16 protein-coding genes are annotated in these 21,312 nt (G+C 57.6%); 12 read left to right on the top strand and 4 right to left on the bottom strand.

The window, feature by feature from the left end:
- Positions 1–15: 15 nt before the first annotated feature.
- The 6 genes from hscB (at position 16) to sseB (ending at position 5,573) form a co-directional block, all read left to right on the top strand.
- Complete coding sequence (hscB, locus tag QOT07_RS19135; protein WP_207979589.1) at positions 16–537, top strand: co-chaperone HscB; 522 nt, start codon at positions 16–18, stop codon at positions 535–537.
- Positions 538–564: 27 nt separating this feature from the next.
- Complete coding sequence (gene hscA, locus QOT07_RS19130) at positions 565–2,415, top strand: Fe-S protein assembly chaperone HscA (RefSeq protein WP_283603766.1); 1,851 nt, start codon at positions 565–567, stop codon at positions 2,413–2,415.
- Between the two features lie 2 nt (positions 2,416–2,417).
- Entirely contained in the window at positions 2,418–2,753 is a 336-nt protein-coding gene (fdx, locus tag QOT07_RS19125; RefSeq protein WP_085118276.1) for an ISC system 2Fe-2S type ferredoxin, read from the top strand.
- Between the two features lie 13 nt (positions 2,754–2,766).
- A complete protein-coding gene (gene iscX / locus QOT07_RS19120; protein WP_085118275.1) occupies positions 2,767–2,967 on the top strand; it encodes a Fe-S cluster assembly protein IscX in 201 nt (66 codons plus the stop codon).
- Positions 2,968–3,232: 265 nt separating this feature from the next.
- Entirely contained in the window at positions 3,233–4,528 is a 1,296-nt protein-coding gene (gene pepB / locus QOT07_RS19115) for an aminopeptidase PepB (RefSeq protein ID WP_085118273.1), read from the top strand.
- 214 nt (positions 4,529–4,742) lie between these two features.
- Complete coding sequence (gene sseB, locus QOT07_RS19110; RefSeq protein WP_283603765.1) at positions 4,743–5,573, top strand: enhanced serine sensitivity protein SseB; 831 nt, start codon at positions 4,743–4,745, stop codon at positions 5,571–5,573.
- Positions 5,574–5,715: 142 nt separating this feature from the next.
- Here sseB and QOT07_RS19105 read toward each other — a convergent pair whose 3' ends face one another.
- From QOT07_RS19105 to QOT07_RS19090, 4 genes are all read right to left on the bottom strand, one after another.
- Positions 5,716–5,868, bottom strand: a complete 153-nt coding sequence (locus QOT07_RS19105) for a Hok/Gef family protein (protein ID WP_283603764.1) — start codon at positions 5,866–5,868, stop codon at positions 5,716–5,718.
- Between the two features lie 283 nt (positions 5,869–6,151).
- Entirely contained in the window at positions 6,152–7,330 is a 1,179-nt protein-coding gene (locus QOT07_RS19100; RefSeq protein WP_283603763.1) for a MalY/PatB family protein, read from the bottom strand.
- 1 nt (position 7,331) lies between these two features.
- A complete protein-coding gene (gene nhaC, locus QOT07_RS19095; protein ID WP_099062670.1) occupies positions 7,332–8,771 on the bottom strand; it encodes a Na+/H+ antiporter NhaC in 1,440 nt (479 codons plus the stop codon).
- A 123-nt stretch (positions 8,772–8,894) separates the two neighbouring features.
- Positions 8,895–9,932 (bottom strand): LacI family DNA-binding transcriptional regulator, encoded by a 1,038-nt coding sequence (locus QOT07_RS19090; RefSeq protein ID WP_283603762.1) that lies wholly within the window; start codon positions 9,930–9,932, stop codon positions 8,895–8,897.
- A 149-nt stretch (positions 9,933–10,081) separates the two neighbouring features.
- Here QOT07_RS19090 and QOT07_RS19085 point away from each other — a divergent pair, with 149 nt between their 5' ends.
- From QOT07_RS19085 to rodZ, 6 genes are all read left to right on the top strand, one after another.
- Positions 10,082–15,073: an alpha-2-macroglobulin family protein gene (locus QOT07_RS19085; protein ID WP_283603761.1), complete on the top strand. Its 4,992-nt coding sequence runs from the start codon at positions 10,082–10,084 to the stop codon at positions 15,071–15,073.
- A 61-nt stretch (positions 15,074–15,134) separates the two neighbouring features.
- Entirely contained in the window at positions 15,135–17,459 is a 2,325-nt protein-coding gene (gene pbpC / locus QOT07_RS19080) for a peptidoglycan glycosyltransferase PbpC (protein ID WP_283603760.1), read from the top strand.
- Between the two features lie 181 nt (positions 17,460–17,640).
- Positions 17,641–18,066, top strand: coding sequence for a nucleoside-diphosphate kinase (gene ndk / locus QOT07_RS19075; protein ID WP_085118257.1), 426 nt, complete (start codon positions 17,641–17,643; stop codon positions 18,064–18,066).
- A 231-nt stretch (positions 18,067–18,297) separates the two neighbouring features.
- On the top strand, positions 18,298–19,494 hold the full coding sequence (gene rlmN / locus QOT07_RS19070; protein ID WP_085118255.1) for a dual-specificity RNA methyltransferase RlmN: 1,197 nt from the start codon (positions 18,298–18,300) through the stop codon (positions 19,492–19,494).
- An 87-nt stretch (positions 19,495–19,581) separates the two neighbouring features.
- On the top strand, positions 19,582–20,331 hold the full coding sequence (gene pilW / locus QOT07_RS19065) for a type IV pilus biogenesis/stability protein PilW (RefSeq protein WP_085118253.1): 750 nt from the start codon (positions 19,582–19,584) through the stop codon (positions 20,329–20,331).
- Complete coding sequence (rodZ, locus tag QOT07_RS19060; RefSeq protein WP_099062666.1) at positions 20,321–21,295, top strand: cytoskeleton protein RodZ; 975 nt, start codon at positions 20,321–20,323, stop codon at positions 21,293–21,295. Before pilW ends, rodZ begins: the two co-directional genes overlap by 11 nt.
- Positions 21,296–21,312 lie beyond the last annotated feature (17 nt).

The following is a 21,312-nucleotide window of genomic DNA, read 5'->3' as shown; positions in this document are numbered from 1 at the left end:
CGCCCAGAGCACGCTATGGATTACTTTACTTTATTCGGGCTGCCAGTTCGCTATCCCGTGGACGGCAGCCTGCTTGCATCTCGCTATCAGGATCTGCAGCGCCAATTCCATCCCGATCGTTTTGCCAGTCAGCCAGAACGCGAACGCCTGATGGCGTTGCAACAGGCTGCGACTATCAATGACGCCTACCAAACGCTGAAGCACCCATTAAAACGCGCAGAGTATATGCTATCTTTGCACGGCTTTGATTTGGGCAACGAGCAGCATACCCTGCGTGATACTGCGTTCCTGATGGAACAGCTGGAACTGCGCGAAGAGCTCGACGCCATAGAACGCAAAGCGGATGCAGAAACTCTGCTGGCCAGCTTTGGCGCGCGGGTGAACGAGACGGTCAAACAGCGCAGCGCGCTGATGGTGCAACAGCTGGATAGTCAACAGTGGGTTGATGCCGCCGACACCGTGCGTAAGCTGCGCTTTTTGGACAAACTCCAGCAACAGGTTGAACAACTCGAAGAAAAACTGCTGGGTTTTGAGTAACACATTTTTGATTGTGGAAGCTTCAATATGGCCTTATTACAAATTAGTGAGCCCGGCCTCAGCGCTGCGCCGCACCAGCGCCGTCTGGCTGCCGGTATTGATTTAGGCACCACCAACTCTCTGGTCGCCACGGTGCGCAGCGGGCAGGCGGAAACGCTGGCCGATGCCCAGGGGCGCGATTTACTGCCCTCGGTGGTGCACTATCAGGCTGACACCTTGCGTGTCGGTTGGGATGCGCGCCAGCAGGCAGCGCAGGATCCCGCCAATACCATCAGCTCAATCAAACGCATGATGGGCCGTTCATTGACCGACGTGCAACAACGTTACCCGAACCTGCCGTATCAGTTCCAGGCCAGTGACAATGGCTTGCCGATGATCGTCACTGCTGCCGGTGCGGTTAACCCGGTAGGGGTTTCCGCCGATATCCTCAGGGCACTGGCCGAGCGGGCGAAAACGGCGCTGGAAGGGGAACTCGACGGTGTGGTGATCACCGTTCCGGCCTATTTTGATGATGCACAACGCCAGGGCACCAAAGACGCCGCGCGTCTGGCCGGGCTGCACGTGCTACGCCTGCTGAACGAACCGACAGCGGCGGCGATTGCCTATGGTCTGGATTCCGGGCAGGAAGGCATTATCGCGGTGTATGATCTGGGCGGCGGTACCTTTGATATTTCCATTCTGCGGCTGAGCCGTGGGGTGTTTGAAGTGTTGGCCACCGGCGGGGATTCCGCGCTGGGGGGCGACGACTTTGACCATCTGCTGGCCGACTGGTTGCGTGAGCAGGCCGGTGTGGCTGACCGTAGCGATCACGGCGTACAGCGCCAACTGCTGGATGCGGCCATCGCGGCCAAAATTGCGCTGAGCGATGCCGACAGCACTGTCGTTGAGATAGCCGGCTGGCAGGGCGAAGTGACCCGCGCACAGTTTGATGCGCTGATCGCGACTCTGGTGAAACGTACTCTGATGTCTTGCCGCCGTGCGCTGAAAGATGCAGGGGTGAGTGCCGAAGAAGTGCTGGAAGTGGTCATGGTTGGCGGCTCCACCCGCGTGCCCTTGGTGCGTGAGCAGGTCGGTACGTTCTTCGGCCGCACGCCGTTGACCTCGATCGATCCGGACAAAGTGGTTGCTATCGGTGCTGCGATCCAGGCTGACATTTTGGTGGGCAACAAGCCGGACAGCGACATGCTGCTGCTGGACGTGATCCCACTGTCGCTCGGTCTGGAAACCATGGGCGGTCTGGTAGAGAAAGTGATCCCGCGTAACACCACCATTCCGGTGGCGCGTGCGCAGGAGTTCACGACGTTTAAAGACGGCCAAAGTGCGATGATGATCCACGTGCTGCAGGGTGAACGTGAGCTGGTGCAGGATTGCCGTTCACTGGCACGCTTCTCGCTGCGTGGTTTACCGCCACTGCCAGCCGGCGGCGCGCATATTCGCGTTACCTTCCAGGTGGATGCCGATGGCCTGTTGAGTGTCACCGCGATGGAGAAATCCACCGGCGTAGAGGCTTCAATTCAGGTTAAACCGTCGTACGGTCTGTCCGATGCCGAAATCGCCGGCATGATCAAAGATTCGATGGCCAATGCGCAGAGCGATGTTGGCGCACGCATGCTGGCGGAACAGCGGGTTGAGGCGTCGCGGGTGCTGGAAAGCCTGCAGGGTGCACTGGCCAGCGATGCCGCATTGCTGAGTGAAGCAGAAAGTACGGCGATCCCCGCGGCGGTGGAAGCTTTGCAACTGGCGACGCAGGGCACCGATCCTGCCGCCATTGAAGCCGCAATTAAAACATTAGATGCACAAACGCAAGACTTTGCCGCGCGCCGCATGGATGCTTCCATTCGCCGCGCGCTGGCTGGCCATTCTGTGGATGAGGTTTAATCATGCCTAAAATTGTTTTCCTGCCCCATCAAGATTTATGCCCGGAGGGGGCAGTACTGGAAGCTGAACACGGGGAGTCAATCCTCAATGTGGCGCTGCGCAATGGTATCGAGATTGAGCATGCCTGTGAGAAATCCTGCGCCTGCACCACTTGTCACTGCATTGTACGCGAAGGTTTTGACTCTCTTGAAGAGAGCAGCGAACTGGAAGACGACATGCTGGACAAGGCTTGGGGTCTGGAGCCGGAAAGCCGTCTGAGCTGTCAGGCGCTGGTGGCCGACGAAGATTTGGTGGTTGAAATGCCGCGTTATACCGTCAACCACGCGCGTGAAGGTTAAGAGGACAATAGGAATGGGACTGAAGTGGACCGACAGCCGTGAAATCGGCGAAGCCCTGTACGACCAATACCCGGATACCGATCCGAAAACCGTACGTTTTACCGACCTGCATCAGTGGATTTGCGATCTGGAAGATTTTGACGACGATCCACAGGCTTCCAACGAAAAAATACTGGAAGCTGTCCTGCTGGTCTGGTTAGATGAAGCGGAGTAAATAGCGTAACGGGCTGCCATAGGCGGCCCGTTTATTTTGTATCCGACATACCCGTCGCCTTTCAAGCTGCAGCGTTGTTGACTGCACCAGGTTACTCGTAGGGGGCGAATATATTCGCCCCGATTAGCAAGGGCGCAGTATACAGCGCCCCTACGAACCCCGGGTGGTTATCGAGGCAACTTGAAACTCATAGGGTATACAATAAAAATCCCCAATAGATTTCGCGCAACAACGTGAAAATGAAGGGGAAATCCGGAGTAAGGCTATGACAACTGAATTCATGCTGGTAACGCTGTCGAACCAACCTGCTGACGCTCGCTGGGGCGAGAAAGCGCTGCTGAGCACCGGTACAGAAGGGATGACTATCCACCTGACCGGCAACGACAAACTGGGCAGCATTCAACGTGCCGCCCGTAAGATCGACGGACAGGGCATCAAGAACGTCAAACTGGCCGGCGATGGCTGGGATTTGGAAAACAGCTGGGCGTTCTGGCAAGGTTTCCGTGGGCCGAAGGGCAAGCGCAGCGTCGAATGGGCAGAATTGCCGGAAGCGGAAAGCAAAGAGCTGGAACAGCGCCTGAAGATTGTTGACTGGGTGCGTGACACCATCAATATGTCAGCGGAAGAGTTGGGGCCGGAGCAACTGGCTACCCGCGCAGTGGATCTGATGTGTGATGTCGGTTGTGAAGCCGTCAGTTACCGCATTACCAAGGGTGAAGATCTGCGTGAGCAAAACTACGCCGGTATTCACACTGTGGGGCGCGGCTCGGATCGTTCGCCGGTGCTGTTGGCACTGGATTTCAACCCGACCGGCAACCCGGAAGCGCCGGTGTTTGCCTGCCTGGTGGGCAAAGGTATCACCTTTGATACAGGTGGCTACAGCCTGAAACAAAGCGCCTTTATGGACTCCATGAAAGCGGATATGGGCGGTGCAGCCACCATTACCGGCGCATTGGCGCTGGCGGCGGCTCGCGGTCTGAAGCAGCGTGTGAAGCTGTACCTGTGCTGTGCCGACAACATGGTCAGCGGCAACGCCTTCAAGCTGGGCGATATTATTCGTTACCGTAACGGTAAAACCGTTGAGGTAATGAATACCGATGCTGAAGGGCGTCTGGTGCTGGCCGATGGCCTGATCGATGCGTCCGCGCAGAACCCTCAGTTGATTATCGACTGCGCCACTCTGACCGGTGCGGCGAAAACGGCGGTGGGTAACGACTACCATGCGCTGTTCAGCTTCGATGACGCTCTGGCGCAAGAACTGCTGGCCAGTGCGGCCGCTGAACAAGAGCCTTTCTGGCGTCTGCCGCTGGCTGAGTTCCATCGCAGCCAACTGCCGTCCAACTTTGCCGAATTGAACAACGTGGCCGCTCCGGCTTACACGGCGGGTGCCAGCACCGCGGCCGCATTCCTGTCGCATTTTGTGAAAAATTATCAGCAGGGTTGGGTGCACATCGACTGTTCCGCCACCTACCGTAAAGGTGCCGTGGATCAATGGGCTGCCGGCGCGACCGGTCTGGGCGTACGTGCTCTGGCCAATCTGTTGCTGAGCAAAGCCAAATAATTGAATGCCCACCAAGGTGGGCGTTATACCCGTCATCTTTCAAGTTGCAGCGTTGTTACCTGCACTCGCTCACCCCAGTTACTTACTCGAGTAAGCGCCTGGGGATGAGCGAGCTGGGCGCCTAACTGCAAAATGAAAGCTATAGGGTATAGAATGTCGTTTACCCTCGGGGCCCAGCATGCTGGGCCCCGTTATTTGATTGCTGGAGTTTGCCATGAGTTCTCACCATCACGAAGTCGCCACAGGCGAAAATGAACTTGAACGCCTGTTGAAACTGGCGGTGACGGAGCCGGCCCATCGTCCGGCATTCTTCCGTGAACTGCTCGACGCTACGGTGTTAATCCTCGGTGACAGCGAGCAGGTGCAACTCGGCGGTGACATCACGCTGAACGCCGATACGCCGGTGAATATCCAGCACTGGGAAAAGCAGGACGGTGGCAGCAGCATCCCATTCTTTACCTCGGTAGAAGCGTTGCAAAAGGCCGTTGAGGATGAACAGCCGTTCATCGCCATGCCGGCACGCGTCTTATTCGAGATTACGCAGGGTGCGGATCTGTTCCTCAACCCGAAGGCCGAGTACGGCAAAGAGTTTTATCCTGAAGAAGTGGCAATGTTGTTGGCGACCGGCGGTGTGAGCAAACCGGCAGAGCGCTATATCGATAAAGATACCCAGATCCTGCTGGGGCAGCCGGAAGAATACCCGTCGGCAATGGTCGATGCCTTGACCACGCTGTTCAGTCAGCGTAAGCCGGTGCGTCGCGCATTTCTGGCTCTGATGCACGATCAGGCGGTCGACGAAAAACCTAACCTGCTGGTTGGGCTGGAAGTGGATGGCGAGCAAGGCGACATTGAGGCATTGATCAACGAGGCGGGCAGCGTGGCCAGCGAAACCGCGCCTAATGATGAACCGGTGGATTTTTGCCTGGTATCGGAAGAGGAACGTGGCGTCAGCCATTATTTGATCACCCATACCCAACCCTTCTACCAGCGTCGCTGGGGCAGTTGGTTGCGTAATATTATTCCTTCAACGGATAAAACCCAGTAATCCTGTTTTTGCTGCTGTTCTCTGTATCAAAACTAAAGAGAGCGGCCAGCCTCGAAAGGCTGGCCGAATACAGCAATGGGCGCTGGAAAACCACTGCGTCACACCAAAACAGGCGGGGCGAACCCCGCCTTCAGGTTGCCATTTAACGTTGAACGTTACAGGACAACACTGCCGCTACCTCCATATTTCCCTGTTTAAACGTCAACTCACAAACTGAGCCACGTATAAGCCAGGTGAATACCAAGAATGTTACGCATCCTACTGTAAATCCTGGTAAAAACAGTTTTCGCGACATGTCAGCCCTCCGTTGCATTTCTGCGGTTAAGAGGCTACCATGCTGGTGTTCAGGCAGTATGGTGAAGCCTCATTCTGATTAAGAGTCAGTTTGGGGCTTTCTTCTTTCTGCTTCCCACCCAGGGCCTGAAGCAGAAAGCTTCAAGCGCCCATCCGCAGTCTAACAGAAGCTTTAATTTCAAAGCTATACCGTCAGGTCGCGGTAAATTCATTCAATCATTCCCACCAGATATCGTTCAAAAAAAGACCCCGACTGGGGCCTTTCATACACCGGTGATTGTTGCTCAGGGCTTTAGTCGGGCGAGCCCCGCGATGGCCTGTTCAAGATACTGCCGCGGGCAGCCAAGGTTGATGCGTATAAAGCCTTTTCCCTGCTCGCCAAAGCTGATGCCCATCGAGGCGGCAATCTTTGACTGGTGGATCAACGCCTGCTGTAAAGCGTTATCATCCAGGCCTAAAGCGCGACAATCCAGCCAGGCAAGGTAGGTGCCCTCGGCCCGGGCCATTTTGCACCAGGGCGCGGCATAGGCTAATGCCTGTTCAAACCAACGCCGGTTGTCGGCCAGATAACCTTGTAAATCATCAAGCCAGGCTTCCCCCTGTTGATAAGCTGCCGTTGCGGCGGTCATCGACAGCGCATTGAAGACATCCAACCCATGAGCATTAAGGCGTTCGATAAACGCATTGCGGGTGCGAGCATTGGGGATCAGGAAATTTGAGATCCTCAGCGACGACAAGCCAAAGCTCTTGCTGGCAGAGGTCGCTGAAATCAGGTGGTCATGCCAGGCTTCATCCAGGTGCAGCACCGAGGTGAAGGTTTCGCCGGGTAGCGTCAGGTCGGCCCAGATTTCATCGGAAATCACCGTCACGCCATGGCGGCTGCACAGCGCCATCAACTGCGTCAGTTCGCTGTGGCTCCAGCATCGTCCGGTTGGATTATGGGGGTTACACAGCAACAACAATGGCGGTTTCCGCTGCTCAAAACAGGCCTCCAGATGCTCGAAATCGAATTGATAGCCTTGTGGGCTTTCCTTCAGCGGATTTTCGAGGACCTCTCGGCCATTCATGGTGATGATCTTGGCGAAAGATCCATAGTATGGCCCCTGGATCACCACCGGATCGCCAGGCTGGCTAAGCAACTGGATCAGGATCGCCAATCCGGGCACCACCCCTTCGATCGACGTGAACCATTCGCGTTGCAAAGGCAGATTGTGCCTGCTTGAGAACCACTCTATTACCGCCTGGTAATATGAGTCATCGCGTTCGCTATAGCCAAATATGCCGTGATCTACCCGCTGATGCAGCGCCTGCCGGACTTCCTCTGGACACTGGAAGTCAAAATCAGAGACCCACATCGGCAAAAGATCGGTTTCATCGAGTTGCAGATAGCGGTCGATAAAGTCCCATTTCACCGAACCGGTGTTGTGGCGGTTAACTATCTGGTTAAAATCGGTTGGTTTCACGTCAGGCTTCCTTACGCTGTAAATCGTTTTCTGGCTGTATTCTGGCAATCCCGAATCCGGTAAAGCCATAAATCAGGGCGAAGAACACGGCGGCGTAGCATTGGATGGCCCAAGGCAATAAATCCAGCGTGCTGACACCCAGGGTGGTTGCCATATAAATACCTGCGGCGGTCCACGGAATTAAAGGTTCGATGACGGTGCCCGCGTCCTCCACGGTCCGTGACAGGTTTTTATTGTCTAATCCCATGCGGCGGTAGGCGCCCTTGAACAGTTCTGCGGGGATCAGCAGCGCCAGCTTGCCGTCGCTGGTGGCGCCGGTCACCAGAATGGTGGTTGCGACCGTTGCGGCAATCAACTGGCCGGTGGTATGAACCACTTTCAGCAGTCGGTTGATGATAACGGTCAGCGCGCCGGTCAGCGTTAAGGCCCCGGCAAAGGAAAACGCGCAGAACACCAGCAGGATTGTGCTCATCATCGAGAACATGCCGCCGCGGTTTAGCAGGCGTGGAACATCGTCGACGATGCCGGTAATGCTGTGCCCCTGGGCGGTAAACATCGAAAGGTTAAAACCGTCCATCAACGCATTTAAGCCCTGCTGCAGGTTAAAGCCCTGGAGCAGTACCCCAATGGCGATGGCCAGAGTACAGGCCGCCAGCATCACGGGGATCACCGGTCGTTTAGTGACGGCACCCCAAAGCACCAACACCGGCGGCAGGATCAGCAGCAGGTTAAAGTGATACAGCCCCTCCAGCGCGGTCACGATCTCGGTGACTTTTTCCGGCGTGGCTACGCTGCCGACGGCGCTGGTGTGCCCGGCAATCAGATACACCACCGCGGCTAAAACGAAGCTCGGTAATGTCGTGTACATCAGGTGCTGGATATGGCTGTAAAGGTCGGTATCCGCGACGATGGCGGCGAAATTGGTGGAGTCAGACAACGGAGAGATTTTGTCGCCAAAGTAGGCCCCGGAAACCACGGCACCGGCGGCGGCGGCCAAAGGCACATCCAGGCCGGCGGCCACGCCCATCAGTGCCACGCCGACGGTACCGGCTGCGCCCCAGGAGGTGCCGGTACAAACGGAGATCACGCTGGTAATGAAGAACGCGGCGATCAGGATATATTGCGGGCTGATCAGTTTTAAGCCCCAGTACACCATGTAGGGAATGGTACCGCTGAACATCCAGGTGCCGATCAAACCGCCGACGCAGATCAGGATCATGATCACCGGCATCGCCTTGGCCAGCTTGGCCACGATCGAGTCGATAATGTCGTTCCAGCGGTAACCTTGCCACCAGGCCAGTGCGGCGGCAATGGCGGCCGAGACCAGCAGCAACGGCTCGATCCGCAGCCCAAGCTGGCCGTAGCCGATGATCAGCAGTAATAGCATCGCCACAATGGGCAGCATCGCTAGCCCCAGGTTGAGTTTCTTTTTGTTATTCATTAACAACTCCGGTTAAGGATGAGGGTGTGACGCCAGCCTAATGAATTCGTTTTGATTGAGGTGTGAGCGCGGGCAACTGTCCATGTAATCGGTTTCATGGACTGCTGTTGTGTGAAATAGCTCTCACTTTATGGCCTTGTTTTCTTGATTTGAGGTGTTTTTCTCGAGGGAGGCGACCGAGTCTCGCAGGATCAATTCAGCGGAAAACATATTATTCTGCGGTGCCACAGTAACAGCGGAATTGAGCTGTAGTGCCAAATTAGCCGCGCGTCTTGCCATTTTCTCAACCGGATAATGCACGGTGGTCAATGCCGGGTGGAGATATTTTGCCAGGGCCACGTCATCAAACCCGACAATCGAGATATCCTCCGGCAGGCTCATCTGGCGTTGGCGAAAGGTTCGCATCATACCGGCGGCCATCACGTCATTAAACGTCAGTGCGGCGGTAAAATGGTGACCACTGGTCAGGATCCTTTCTGCCGCTAATTCGCCTCCTTGTTCATTGAAGGGGACGCTGATGATCCAGGCACCCGGCACCGAGATCCCGGCGTGAGCCATGGCGTTGCGGTAGCCTTCCAGACGCTGTTTTCTGTCATCGATCGGCAAGTCTGTCGTGATACAGGCGATATTCCGGTGCCCGTGTTGAATCAGCATCTGGGTGGCGGCCTGAGAGGCGCTGACGTTATCCAGCCAAATGCAGCGATTGGCGATGGCGGGCAAATAGCGATTGATCACCACCATTGCCGGGGTGTGGGCGGCGTAGCGTAAGACGTCGGCATCGCTCATCCGGGTCACGTGGGCCACGATGGCTTCGCAGCCCTGGTTGATCAAAAAGTCGAGCCCGTTTTTCTCCAGTTCGGCCTGATGGCCGCCACTGCAGACCATCAATTTTACGCCGCCTTTGCGCGTGATATCTTCGACGCCCCGCGCCAGTCGCGAGAAAAAGGGATCGTCGAGATTGCCGGTCAATAACCCCAGCATATTGCCGCTTCTTTTCGCCAGGGCCAGCGCGGCAGCATTGCGGTGATAGTTAAACTCGCGCATGGCCTTTTCAACACGTTCACGGGTGACCGGTTCAACATAGGCGGTGCTGTTGATCACCCGGCTGACGGTGGCCGTCGATACACCTGCCCGTCGGGCAACATCTTTCATTGTGGCCATATCATCTCCTGCTCAGGCTTCGGTTGCCCTTTCTGTTGACGGGGAAAAATTGAGCTGGGTCTGATGCTAACAGCGCTGCTATCATTCATCCATATTCGGATATTGCGCCGACGGGTGTCGTTGCGTAAAGGCTGCCAGGGAGTTAAACGATGAAACCATGCCGTTCAGGGGCATTTGCATCAGGCAAGAAGCTTTGTCAGGGGATCGTATTGGCGGGGGGCCTGATACTGCTGGCTGCCTGTGATGACAACGGTCAAACCTCAACCGCGGCGCAAGCCGATGCTCAGGCCAGCAGCGTCACGCAGGCCAAGCGGCCGGATGCCGCCGCGCTGGCAGCGTTGGCGAAACGCGACGCCGGGAAACCCTTAACGCTGCTTGATGCCTCCGAACTGCAACTCGACGGCGCCAGTGCCATGGTGCTGACGTTTTCTTTGCCGCTGGATCCAAATCAGGATTTCGCCGCGCGAGCTCATCTGGTCGACAGCGTCAGCGGTAAAATCGATGGTGCCTGGGAGCTGTCAGATAATTTGATGGAGCTGCGGTTACGCCATCTGCAGCCTAACCGCAAAGTGGTACTGACCCTTGAGGGTGGTCTGAAAGCGGTCAACGGTGCCGAACTGGGTAAACAGCAACAACAGACAATTACCACCCGCGACATCAAACCGAGCGTCGGCTTTGCCGGCAAAGGCTCACTGCTGCCAACCAAGCTGGCGCAGGGGTTACCGGTGATGGCGCTCAACGTCGATAACGTCGACGTTAACTTCTTCCGGGTGAAGGCCGATGCCTTACCGGCATTCCTGGCCAACTGGGAGTACCGCAATTCGCTTTCCAGTTGGGAATCGGAAGAACTGCTGAAAATGGCCGACCTGGTCTACAGCGGCCGCTTTGATCTCAATCCGCAACGCAATACCCGCGAACGCCTGCTGCTGCCGTTGAGTAGCATCGAGGCACTGCAGCAGCCGGGGGTTTACCTGGCGGTGATGCAACAGGCCGGGCATTACGGCTACACCAACCCGGCGACCCTGTTCACCCTCAGTGATATCGGTGTTTCACTGCACAGCTATCATGATCGTCTGGATGTGTTTACCCAGGCGCTGGACGGCGGCGCGGCATTGGGCGCGGTGGAACTGCGCCTGCTGGATGAAAAAGGCCAAACGCTGACCCAGGGCACCACCGATAAGCAGGGGCATGCCCAGTTAGCGAAAAGCCCCAAGGCACGGTTGTTGCTGACTACCCAGCAGGGCCAGACCAGCATGATCGACCTCTCGACGCCGGCGCTGGATTTGGCTGAGTTCGATATTGCCGGGCCGGAAGGTTACAGCAAGCAATTCTTCGCCTTTGGCCCACGTGATTTGTATCGTCCTGGCGAAACGCTGATCGTAAACGGTCTGCTGCGTGACGCCGACGGCAAGCCGCTACCGGCCCAGCCGGTGAAGGTAGATATCGTCAAGCCGGACGATCAGGTGGCGCGCAGCTTTGTCTGGCAGCCACAGGACGGCCTGTATCAATATCAGTATTCCATTCCCGAAGGCGGGCCGACCGGTAACTGGTCACTGCGTTTCAACCTGGGCGATAACCAGCCACGGTTGTACAGCTTCAAGGTAGAGGATTTCCTGCCGGAACGCATGGCGCTCGACATCACCGCCGAGAAAACCCCGCTGCGCCCTGACGCACAGCTGGTGTTCGACGTCAGCGGTCGCTATCTCTACGGTGCTCCTGCCTCGGGTAATCGTCTGCAGGGGCAGGTTTTCCTGCGACCACAGCGTGAGGCGGTCAGCAGCCTGCCGGGCTATGAGTTCGGTTCGGTGACGGAAGAAAGCCTGTCGCGCAATATGGATGAATTCGATCAGGCACTGGATAACGCCGGTAAGGCGCAGGTGGCAGTAGACAGCAGTTGGGCCGAAGTGAAGTCCCCGTTGAAGGCCATTCTGCAGGCCAGCCTGCTGGAGTCCGGTGGCCGCCCGGTGACACGCCGCGCTGAACAGGCGATCTGGCCAGCCGATGCACTGCCCGGCATTCGGCCGTTGTTCAGCAAACAACAGATTTATGATTACCGCAGCGACAGTTATCAGGCCCAGCCGGTGGTGGATGAAAACACCCAGGCCGGGTTTGATATCGTCTACGCCAATGCTGCCGGCGAGAAACTGGCGGTCAGCGGGCTGAAGGCCCGTCTGGTGCGTGAGCGCCGCGACTACTACTGGCAGTGGTCAGAAGGCGAAGGCTGGCAGTCGTTGTACGACAAAAAAGATCTGCCACTGGCGGAACAGACTATCGATATCGCCGCCGACGGCAGTGCCAAGGTCAGTTTCCCGGTGGAGTGGGGCGGATACCGCATTGAGGTGGTGGATCCACAGAGCAATCTGATCAGCAGCCTGCGTTTCTGGGCGGGTTACCGTTGGCAGGACAACACCAATGGCAGCGGCGCGGTGCGTCCGGACCAGGTGAAGCTGAAGCTGGACAAACCGGCCTACCAACCGGGCGAAAAAGTGAAACTGCATATCGAAGCACCGGCCGCCGGCAAGGGCTATCTGCTGGTGGAATCCAGCGATGGCCCGCTGTGGTGGCAGGAACTGGACGTACCGGCCAAGGGCATTGATGTCGAGGTGCCGATCAATCAGGAGTGGAAACGCCACGATCTGTACCTCAGCGCATTGGTGATCCGCCCGGGAGATAAGCAACAGCAGTCGACGCCGAAACGGGCGGTAGGGCTGTTGCATCTGCCGCTGGTGGATGAAGGGCGCAAACTGGCACTGACGCTGGACGCGCCGCAGCGTATGCGGCCGAACCAAATGTTGACGGTGAAAGTGAAGGCCGCCCACAGCAGCGGTAAACCGCCACAGCAAATCAACGTGCTGCTGTCCGCAGTGGACAGCGGCATCCTCAATATCACCGACTACGCAACGCCGGATCCGTATCAGGCCTTCTTTGGCCGCAAACGCTACAGCGCCGATCAGTACGATGTGTACGGTCAGTTGATTGAAGGCAAGGGGCGTTTGGCTAACCTGCGTTACGGCGGTGACGGCGATGACGAAGATGCCTTGTCGCGCGGCGGTAAAAAACCGATCACCGCGGTTACCATCGTCGCCCAGCAGGCGCAGCCGGTTAAGCTGGATGCCAATGGCGAAGGCGAAATTCAGATTGCCATTCCGGACTTCAACGGCGAACTGCGACTGATGGCGCAGGCGTGGAGTAATGAAGACTTCGGCAAGGCGGAGGGCAAGACCGTTGTTGCCGCACCGGTAGTCGCGGAGCTGGCGACACCGCGCTTCCTGGCTGGGGGCGACAGTACCCAATTGGCGCTGGATGTCAGCAACCTGTCGGGGCAGCCGCAGACATTAACGGTGAAACTGGCTTCCAGCGGGTTAGTGGCGCTGCAGGGCGCTGCTGAACAACAGATCAGCCTGGCCAACGGCGAGCGCACCACGCTGCAGATCCCGGTGCAGGCGCTGGCGGGCTTTGGTCAGGGTGAAGTTGCGCTGACCGTCAGCGGCCTGGTGCTGCCGGGGGAAACGCTCAAAGACTACCAGCACAGTTGGAAGATTGGCGTGCGACCGGCTTACCCGGCGCAGACCCGCCAGTTTGCCAACGTGATCCACGCCGGTGAAAGCTGGGGCTTACCGGCAGATGCCGCCGCCGGGCTGGTGCAGGCGACGACCGAAGGGCAACTGCTGTTGACCAGCCGTCCGCCAATCAACCTGGCGCGCTACATCAGCGAATTGTACGCCTATCCTTACGGCTGTCTGGAACAGACCACCAGCGGGCTTTACCCGTCGCTGTACACCAACCGGGCGCAGCTTAGCGCGCTGGGGATCAAATCCGGCAGCGATGAAAGTCGCCGCAACAGTATCGACGTTGGCATTGAGCATCTGCTCAGCATGCAGCGCTATAACGGTGGTTTTGGCTTGTGGAATCGCGACAGTCAGGAAGAGTTCTGGTTGACGGCCTATGCTACGGACTTCCTGTTCCGTGCCAGCGAGCAGAACTACAGCGTACCGGCGGATGCCCTGACGGCGGCCAACAACCGTCTGCAGCGTTATTTGCAGGATCGCAGCCAGATCGACGTTGCCTCCACCCAGTACCCGGATCACACCCGTTTTGCCGTGCAGGCCTATGCCGGCCTGGTGCTGGCACGTCAGCAACAGGCACCGCTTGGGGCATTGCGGCAGCTGTTTGAGCGTCGTGCCGATGCTCGATCAGGCTTGCCGCTAGTGCAGCTTGGGGTGGCGTTGAAGTTGATGGGGGATATGCCGCGTGCCAATCAGGCGATCGAGCAAGGGCTGGCGACGCAGCGTAATGCCAAAGATTACTGGCTGGAAGATTACGGCAGCCCGCTGCGTGATGACGCGATGATCCTGGCGCTGTTGACCGAAAATAATCTGCTGCCGGCCGAGCGTGACCAGCGCTTGCTGACGCTGTCTGAGCGTCTCAACGGCGAACGTTATCTGTCTACGCAGGAGAGCAATGCCCTGTTCCTGGCCGCGCGCAACCTGATCGGCAGTGCTGAAACACCATGGCAGGCGCAAACGGCGCAGGGCAAGACGCTGTCCGGCAGCCAGGCGCTGACGCAAAACCTGTCCGCTGAACAGTTGGCGGCTGGGTTGCAGCTCACCAATACCGGCAGCGGCACGCTGTACAGCCGGGTCGATCTGGTGGGCTATCCGCAACAGGCACCGCAGCCGCAGAGCAACGTGCTGAACATCCGCCGTGAATTCCTGGGGCTGGATGGTAAGCCGGTGGATCTGACCCAACTGAAAAGCGGCCAACTGATCCTGGTGCACCTGGATGTCTGGGCCGACAATCAGGTACCGGATGCGCTGGTGGTGGATCTGCTGCCGGCCGGGCTGGAGCTGGAAAACCAGAACCTGGGGGACAGCAGTGCCAGCCTGGGCGAAAGTGCCAGCAGCGTGACCGAATTGCTGCAAGACATGCAGCAGGCCGACATCAAGCATCAGGAGTTCCGTGACGATCGCTATGTGGCGGCGGTGAATATCGACGGCTACCGTCATACCACGCTGCTGTATCTGGCGCGCGCAGTCACTCCGGGTACCTATTTGGTGCCTGCGCCGCAGGTTGAGTCAATGTATGTGCCAGCCTGGCGTGCGCTGGGTGCGACACCGCAACGGCTTGAAATCGCCAAATGATCCTCCTTGCCCCGCCCCGGAGGTTTAGCCGGAGGCGGGGCAAGGGAGTGATAGTTTCCCAATGAATCGACTCCTCACCCATTTACGTCGCCGAGGCGCCCTCTGGCTGCTGGTCATTGTCCTGCTGCCCGCTTTACTGTGGTTGGCGGATCGGCTGTGGCCGCTGCCGTTGAAAGATGCCGAGATGGCGCGCGTGGTGGTGGCGGAGGACGGCACGCCGTTGTGGCGCTATGCGGACAGTGACGGCGTATGGCGCTATCCGGTCAGCCTGCAGCAGGTCTCGCCCTATTATCTGCAGGCATTGCTGACCTATGAGGATCGCTGGTTCTATCAGCACCCTGGGATTAATCCGTTGTCGCTGGCCCGTGCTGCCTGGCAGGACCTGCGCAACGGGCAGATTGTTTCCGGCGGCAGCACGCTGTCGATGCAGGTGGCGCGGCTGATAGATCCCCATCCCCGCACGCTGGGGGGGAAATTGCGACAGGTATGGCGCACCGCTCAGTTGGAATGGTATCTGTCGAAGGATCAAATCCTCGAAATCTACCTTAACCGGGCGCCGTACGGTGGCACGCTACAGGGGATTGGTGCAGCAAGCTGGACTTATCTGGGCAAGCCGCCCTCGGCGCTGACGCGGGGTGAGGCGGCGTTATTGGCCGTGTTGCCGCAGGCTCCCAGTCGTTTGCGACCGGATCGCTACCCGGAACGGGCACAGGCTGCACGTGACAAAGTGCTGGAACGGCTGGCGTATTATCAGGTTTGGCCGGCGCAGCAGGTGGCTGAAATCCGTCAGGAGGCGCTGTGGTTGGCCCCGCGCCAGGTGCCACAGTTGGCCCCGTTACTGGCCAGGCGCATGACGCAAAGTAACCGCAGTCAGGTGGTAACCACCACGCTGGACGCCACGTTACAGCGGCGGCTGGAAGAACTGGCACGCGGCTGGAAGAGCCAACTGCCCGAGAAAACCTCGGTTGGTGTCTTGGTGGTTGATCACACCAATATGAAGGTACGCGCCTATCTGGGATCATTGGATTTGAACGATAACAGCCGCTTTGGCCATGTCGACATGGTGGCTGCCTGGCGATCGCCGGGCTCGACGCTAAAACCCTTCTTGTATGGACTGGCGCTGGACGATGGCCTGATCCACGCTGAATCGCTGTTGCAAGACGTACCGCGTCGTTTCGGCGATTATCGACCCGGCAATTTTGATACCGGTTTCCACGGCCCGGTCAGCGCCAGTGAGGCGCTATCGCGTTCGCTTAACCTGCCAGCGGTACAGTTGCTGGAGGCCTACGGGCCAAAGCGTTTTGCCGCCAACTTGCGTAACGTGGGGGTTGAACTGCGACTGCCTGCTCACGCCGAACCGAGCCTGGCGCTGATCTTGGGCGGGGCCGGAGCCCGGCTGGATCAGTTGGTGGCCGGATTCAGCGCGCTGGCTCGTCAGGGCCGGGTGGCACCGCTGCGCTTTATGCCTCAGCAAGGGGTTTACGATCGCCAGTTAATGTCACCGGGTGCCGCCTGGATTGTGCGGCGAATACTGGCGGGAGAGGCGCGCCCACTACCGGATGATGCATTGCCCGCCAGCGTGCCGTTGGCGTGGAAGACCGGCACCAGTTACGGTTATCGCGACGCCTGGGCGATTGGCGTTAATGCCCGCTACACGATGGGTATTTGGGTGGGCCGACCGGACGGCACGCCGGTGGCCGGGCAGTTCGGCTTCGCCACGGCGGTGCCTCTGCTGAATCAGGTCAACAACCTGTTGCTGACCTCTTTACGCCAGCGTGGCGAAGGTATTCCGGCCGATCCTCGCCCCGCCAGCGTCAGCCGTGCGGTGATTTGCTGGCCGGGCGGCCAGCCGCTTCCGGCGGGGGACAGTAATTGCCGTCAGCGGCGTCTGAGCTGGATCCTCGACGGGACTATCCCGCCGACGCTGCCCGCGCCGGGCCAGGAAAGCCTGCTGGGCAGTCAGCCGCTGATGTGGTTGAACGCGCGTGGATTGCGGGTGGCGGCGGATTGCCCGGGGGCGACACCGCGTCGGCTGGCACTGTGGCCAACGCCGCTGGAGCCCTGGTTGCCTGCGGCGGAGCGCCGTGCTCAGCGCTTGCCGGCTATCGATCCACAGTGCCCGCCGTTGCAGCAACAAGAAGCTCCGCCGTTGTTGATGTTGGGCGTGCGTGACGGCGCGATACTGCGTCGCCTGCCTGGCAACAATGCGCTTGATTTGCGGGTCAGCACCCAGGGGGGCGGCGGACAGCGCTGGTGGTTCCTCAACGGCCAACTGGTGGGGGAAGGGGAGTCGTTGTTGCAGACGTTGACCCAACCCGGCCGTTATCAGCTCAGCGTGCTGGATGAGAGTGGTCAGGTGGCCGTGCGCGAATTTAGCCTCGATTAGGCTGAGTTTTCATAACCTGTGCTCTGGGCCGCAAAGTGAAGAATAAAGATAATGATTTTTTAATGAAATGTTGTTTTTCCCGTAGGCAAGCGTTACCAGCGCACATATAATCTGCGCCACTTGAGAAGGCCGGCACCCTGTTTACAGACCGGCCTGTTTTGGAAGTTATACAGAGGCCATCATGACCGTAGAACGTACCTTTTCCATCATTAAACCAAACGCTGTAGCTAACAACGACATCGGCGCAATCTATGCTCGCTTTGAGCGCGCCGGTTTCAAAATCATCGCATCCAAAATGCTGCGTCTGACTCGCGAACAAGCTGAAGGCTTCTACGCTGAGCACAAAGGCCGCCCATTCTTCGATGGCCTGGTCGAGTTCATGACCTCTGGCCCGATCGTGGTACAGGTTCTGGAAGCGGAAAACGCAGTACAGCGTAACCGTGACATCATGGGCGCGACCAACCCAGACAACGCACTGGCCGGCACCCTGCGTGCTGACTACGCGGACAGCTTCACTGCCAACGCCGTTCACGGTTCTGACGCAGTAGAATCTGCACAGCGCGAAATCGCTTACTTCTTTAACGATAGCGAAATCTGCTCACGTTAATAATACCCGTCCGAATACGGCATTCATCGGCTGAAACAATAAAAATGCCCTGAATACCTTTCAGACGTGGAAAGCTGCTACTAAAATTTGTACAATGCCGCGCCCCTGATAAGGCTTCTTGTCAGGGGCGCGCTTTTTAGCGCCGTCACCGCAATTGATGCGGGTTGAACGACGCACTTACTTTCCACTCTTTCGCGCCGTAACGTGTAACAACGAGGCCAGAGATCAATTATGTTAGAACCCATCACGTCCGAGCACATCGTGTCTGAAAATAATTCGCTGACTACTCAATCCGTTAACGCGGAACAACCGGCTGTGGCCAAAATTAACCTGCTGGATTTAAACCGTCAGCAGTTGCGTGAGTTCTTCGCCAAAATGGGCGAAAAACCCTTCCGTGCCGATCAGGTGATGAAGTGGATGTACCACTATTGCTGCGATGATTTTGAGCAGATGACCGACATCAACAAGGTCCTGCGCAATAAATTGCAAAGCGTCGCCGAGATCCGTGCGCCAGAAGTGGCGGAAGAACAACGCTCAGCCGATGGCACCATTAAATGGGCGATCAAAGTGGGCGATCAGCAGGTCGAAACCGTATTTATCCCGGACGGCGACCGTGCGACCCTGTGTGTTTCTTCCCAGGTGGGTTGTGCACTGGAATGCAAATTCTGTTCGACCGCCCAGCAGGGCTTTAACCGCAACCTGCGCGTGTCGGAAATCATTGGCCAGGTGTGGCGTGCGGCGAAAATCATCGGTGCGCTTAAAGTGACCGGCGAACGCCCGATCACCAACGTGGTGATGATGGGTATGGGTGAGCCGCTGCTCAACCTGAGCAATGTGGTACCGGCGATGGAAATCATGCTGGACGACTTCGGTTTTGGCCTGTCCAAGCGTCGTGTGACCCTGTCTACCTCCGGTGTGGTGCCGGCGCTGGACAAGTTGGGCGATATGATCGACGTTGCGCTGGCAATCTCGCTGCATGCGCCGAACGACAAGATCCGCGATGATATCGTGCCGATCAACCGTAAATACAACATTGAAACCTTCCTGGCTGCGGTGCGCCGCTACCTGGCAAAATCCAATGCCAACCAGGGTCGGGTCACGGTCGAGTACGTGATGCTGGACCATATCAATGACAGCACCGACGATGCGCACCAACTGGCTGAAGTCCTGAAAGACACGCCATGCAAGATCAACCTGATCCCATGGAACCCGTTCCCGGGGGCACCTTACGGCCGCAGCTCCAACAGCCGGGTGGATCGTTTTTCCAAAGTGTTGATGGAATACGGCTTTACGACTATTGTTCGTAAAACCCGTGGTGATGATATCGATGCCGCCTGCGGGCAACTGGCGGGTGAAGTGATCGACCGTACCAAGCGTACCCTGAAAAAGAAAATGGCCGGGGAACCTATCTCCGTACGTGCGGTCTGAACCCTATAGCATGATTTTTTTGTTATCTTACAATCTGTTATACCAACAGATTGTAAGGTGACATCAGACAAGGAAATGAATGCAGGCATGAAGCTGACTCTGTGGGGGATGTTGCTGGCAGCCGGTTTACTGGCGGGCTGTTCCGGTTCAACACCGGAAGAAAAAGACGCGCAGTCACAAGCGGGCCAGACGCGTTTGCAACTGGGTCTGGAATATCTGAAGCAGGGCGATTTACCTGCCGCGCGACAGAATCTGGAGAAGGCGGCGGACGCTGCCCCACAGGATTACCGTACCCAATTGGGCATGGCACTCTATGAGCAGCGGATGGGTGAAAATAGCGCGGCCGAACAGCGTTATCAGCAAGCGCTCAAACTTGCGCCTGGCAATGGCACCGTGCTGAATAATTACGGTGCGTTTCTTTGCAGTTTAGGGCAGTATGTACCGGCACAACAGCAGTTTAGCGCTGCGGCAGTAGCACCGGATTACGGTCAGGTTGCCGACAGCCTGGAAAACGCAGGTTACTGTTTTCTCAAGGCCGGACAGAACGATGAAGCACGTACCTTGTTAACGCGTGCGATGAAGATCGATCCGGACAAGGGTACTCCACTGTTAGTGGAGGCAGAAAAGCAATTTGGAGAAGGGAAGCGCGCGCAGTCGCAACTTTTACTCGATAGTTATCAACATGTTCTGCCGGCTAGCGCCGACAGCTTATGGTTACAGATTCGTTTCGCCGCGTTAGCCGGGCGCCAAGATAGCGTGCAACGTTATGGCAAGCAGTTATCGCGAAGTTTTCCACAATCCAAACAGTACCAGCAGTTCTTAGCTAATGAATACTGAAGCCTCCCAAGATAAAACCGTATCAATGACGACAGGCGAACGTCTGCGTCAAGCCCGTGAACAACTCGGGTTGAGTCAACAGGCCGTTGCAGAACGCCTGTGCCTCAAAATGTCTACCGTGCGCGATATCGAAGAAGACAATCTGTCCGCAGATTTGGCTTCAACCTTCGTGCGGGGTTATATCCGTTCCTACGCCAAGCTGGTGCGTGTACCAGAGGATGAACTGCTGCCGATGCTGGCCAAGCAGGCTCCGCTGAAGGTGGCGAAAGTTGCCCCCATGCAGAGTTTCTCATTGGGCAAGCGCCGCAAAAAACGCGACGGCTGGCTGATGAGCTTCACCTGGCTGATCGTTTTCGTAGTGGTTGGCCTGACCGGCGCCTGGTGGTGGCAAAACCACAAGGCCCAGCAGGAAGAAATCGCCACTATGGCCGATCAATCCTCTGCCCAGCTTTCACAGAATAACAATGAAGGCCAATCTGTGCCGTTGACCGACAGCAATGCCGACAACAGTGCACCTTTGGCTGACAATGGTTCCACGCCGGTTGATACCGGCGTTGCTCCACAGCAGTCGCAGACTCCGGCCGTTACCGGCAGTGCAACCGCGCAGCAACCTGCGGTGGTTTCACCAAGCCAGACAACGCTGCCAGAGACAACGCCTGTGGCACCTGCCGCACCCTTGCCAACCGCTGACGCGGGTGTGACTGCCGCTGCGGTTGATCCTAACGCGCTGGTCATGGAGTTCTCCGCCGACTGTTGGCTGCAGGTGAGTGATGCCAGCGGTAAAACGTTGTACAGCGGCAGCCAGAAAAGCGGCGGCAAGCTGAGCCTGGCGGGTACCGCGCCGTACAAACTGACCATTGGTGCACCGGCCGCAGTACAGATTCAATATCAAGGTAAGCCGGTTGATTTAAGCCGGTTTGTTAAGTCAAACCGTGTTGCTCGTCTGACCGTTGCCGCGCAGTAATTGCGCGGCCATTGTCG

The organism is Serratia proteamaculans (genome assembly GCF_949794035.1).
Lineage (GTDB): Bacteria > Pseudomonadota > Gammaproteobacteria > Enterobacterales > Enterobacteriaceae > Serratia > Serratia proteamaculans.
Note: the sequence above shows the minus strand (reverse complement) of the source record. Positions and strands in the feature narration are given on the sequence as shown.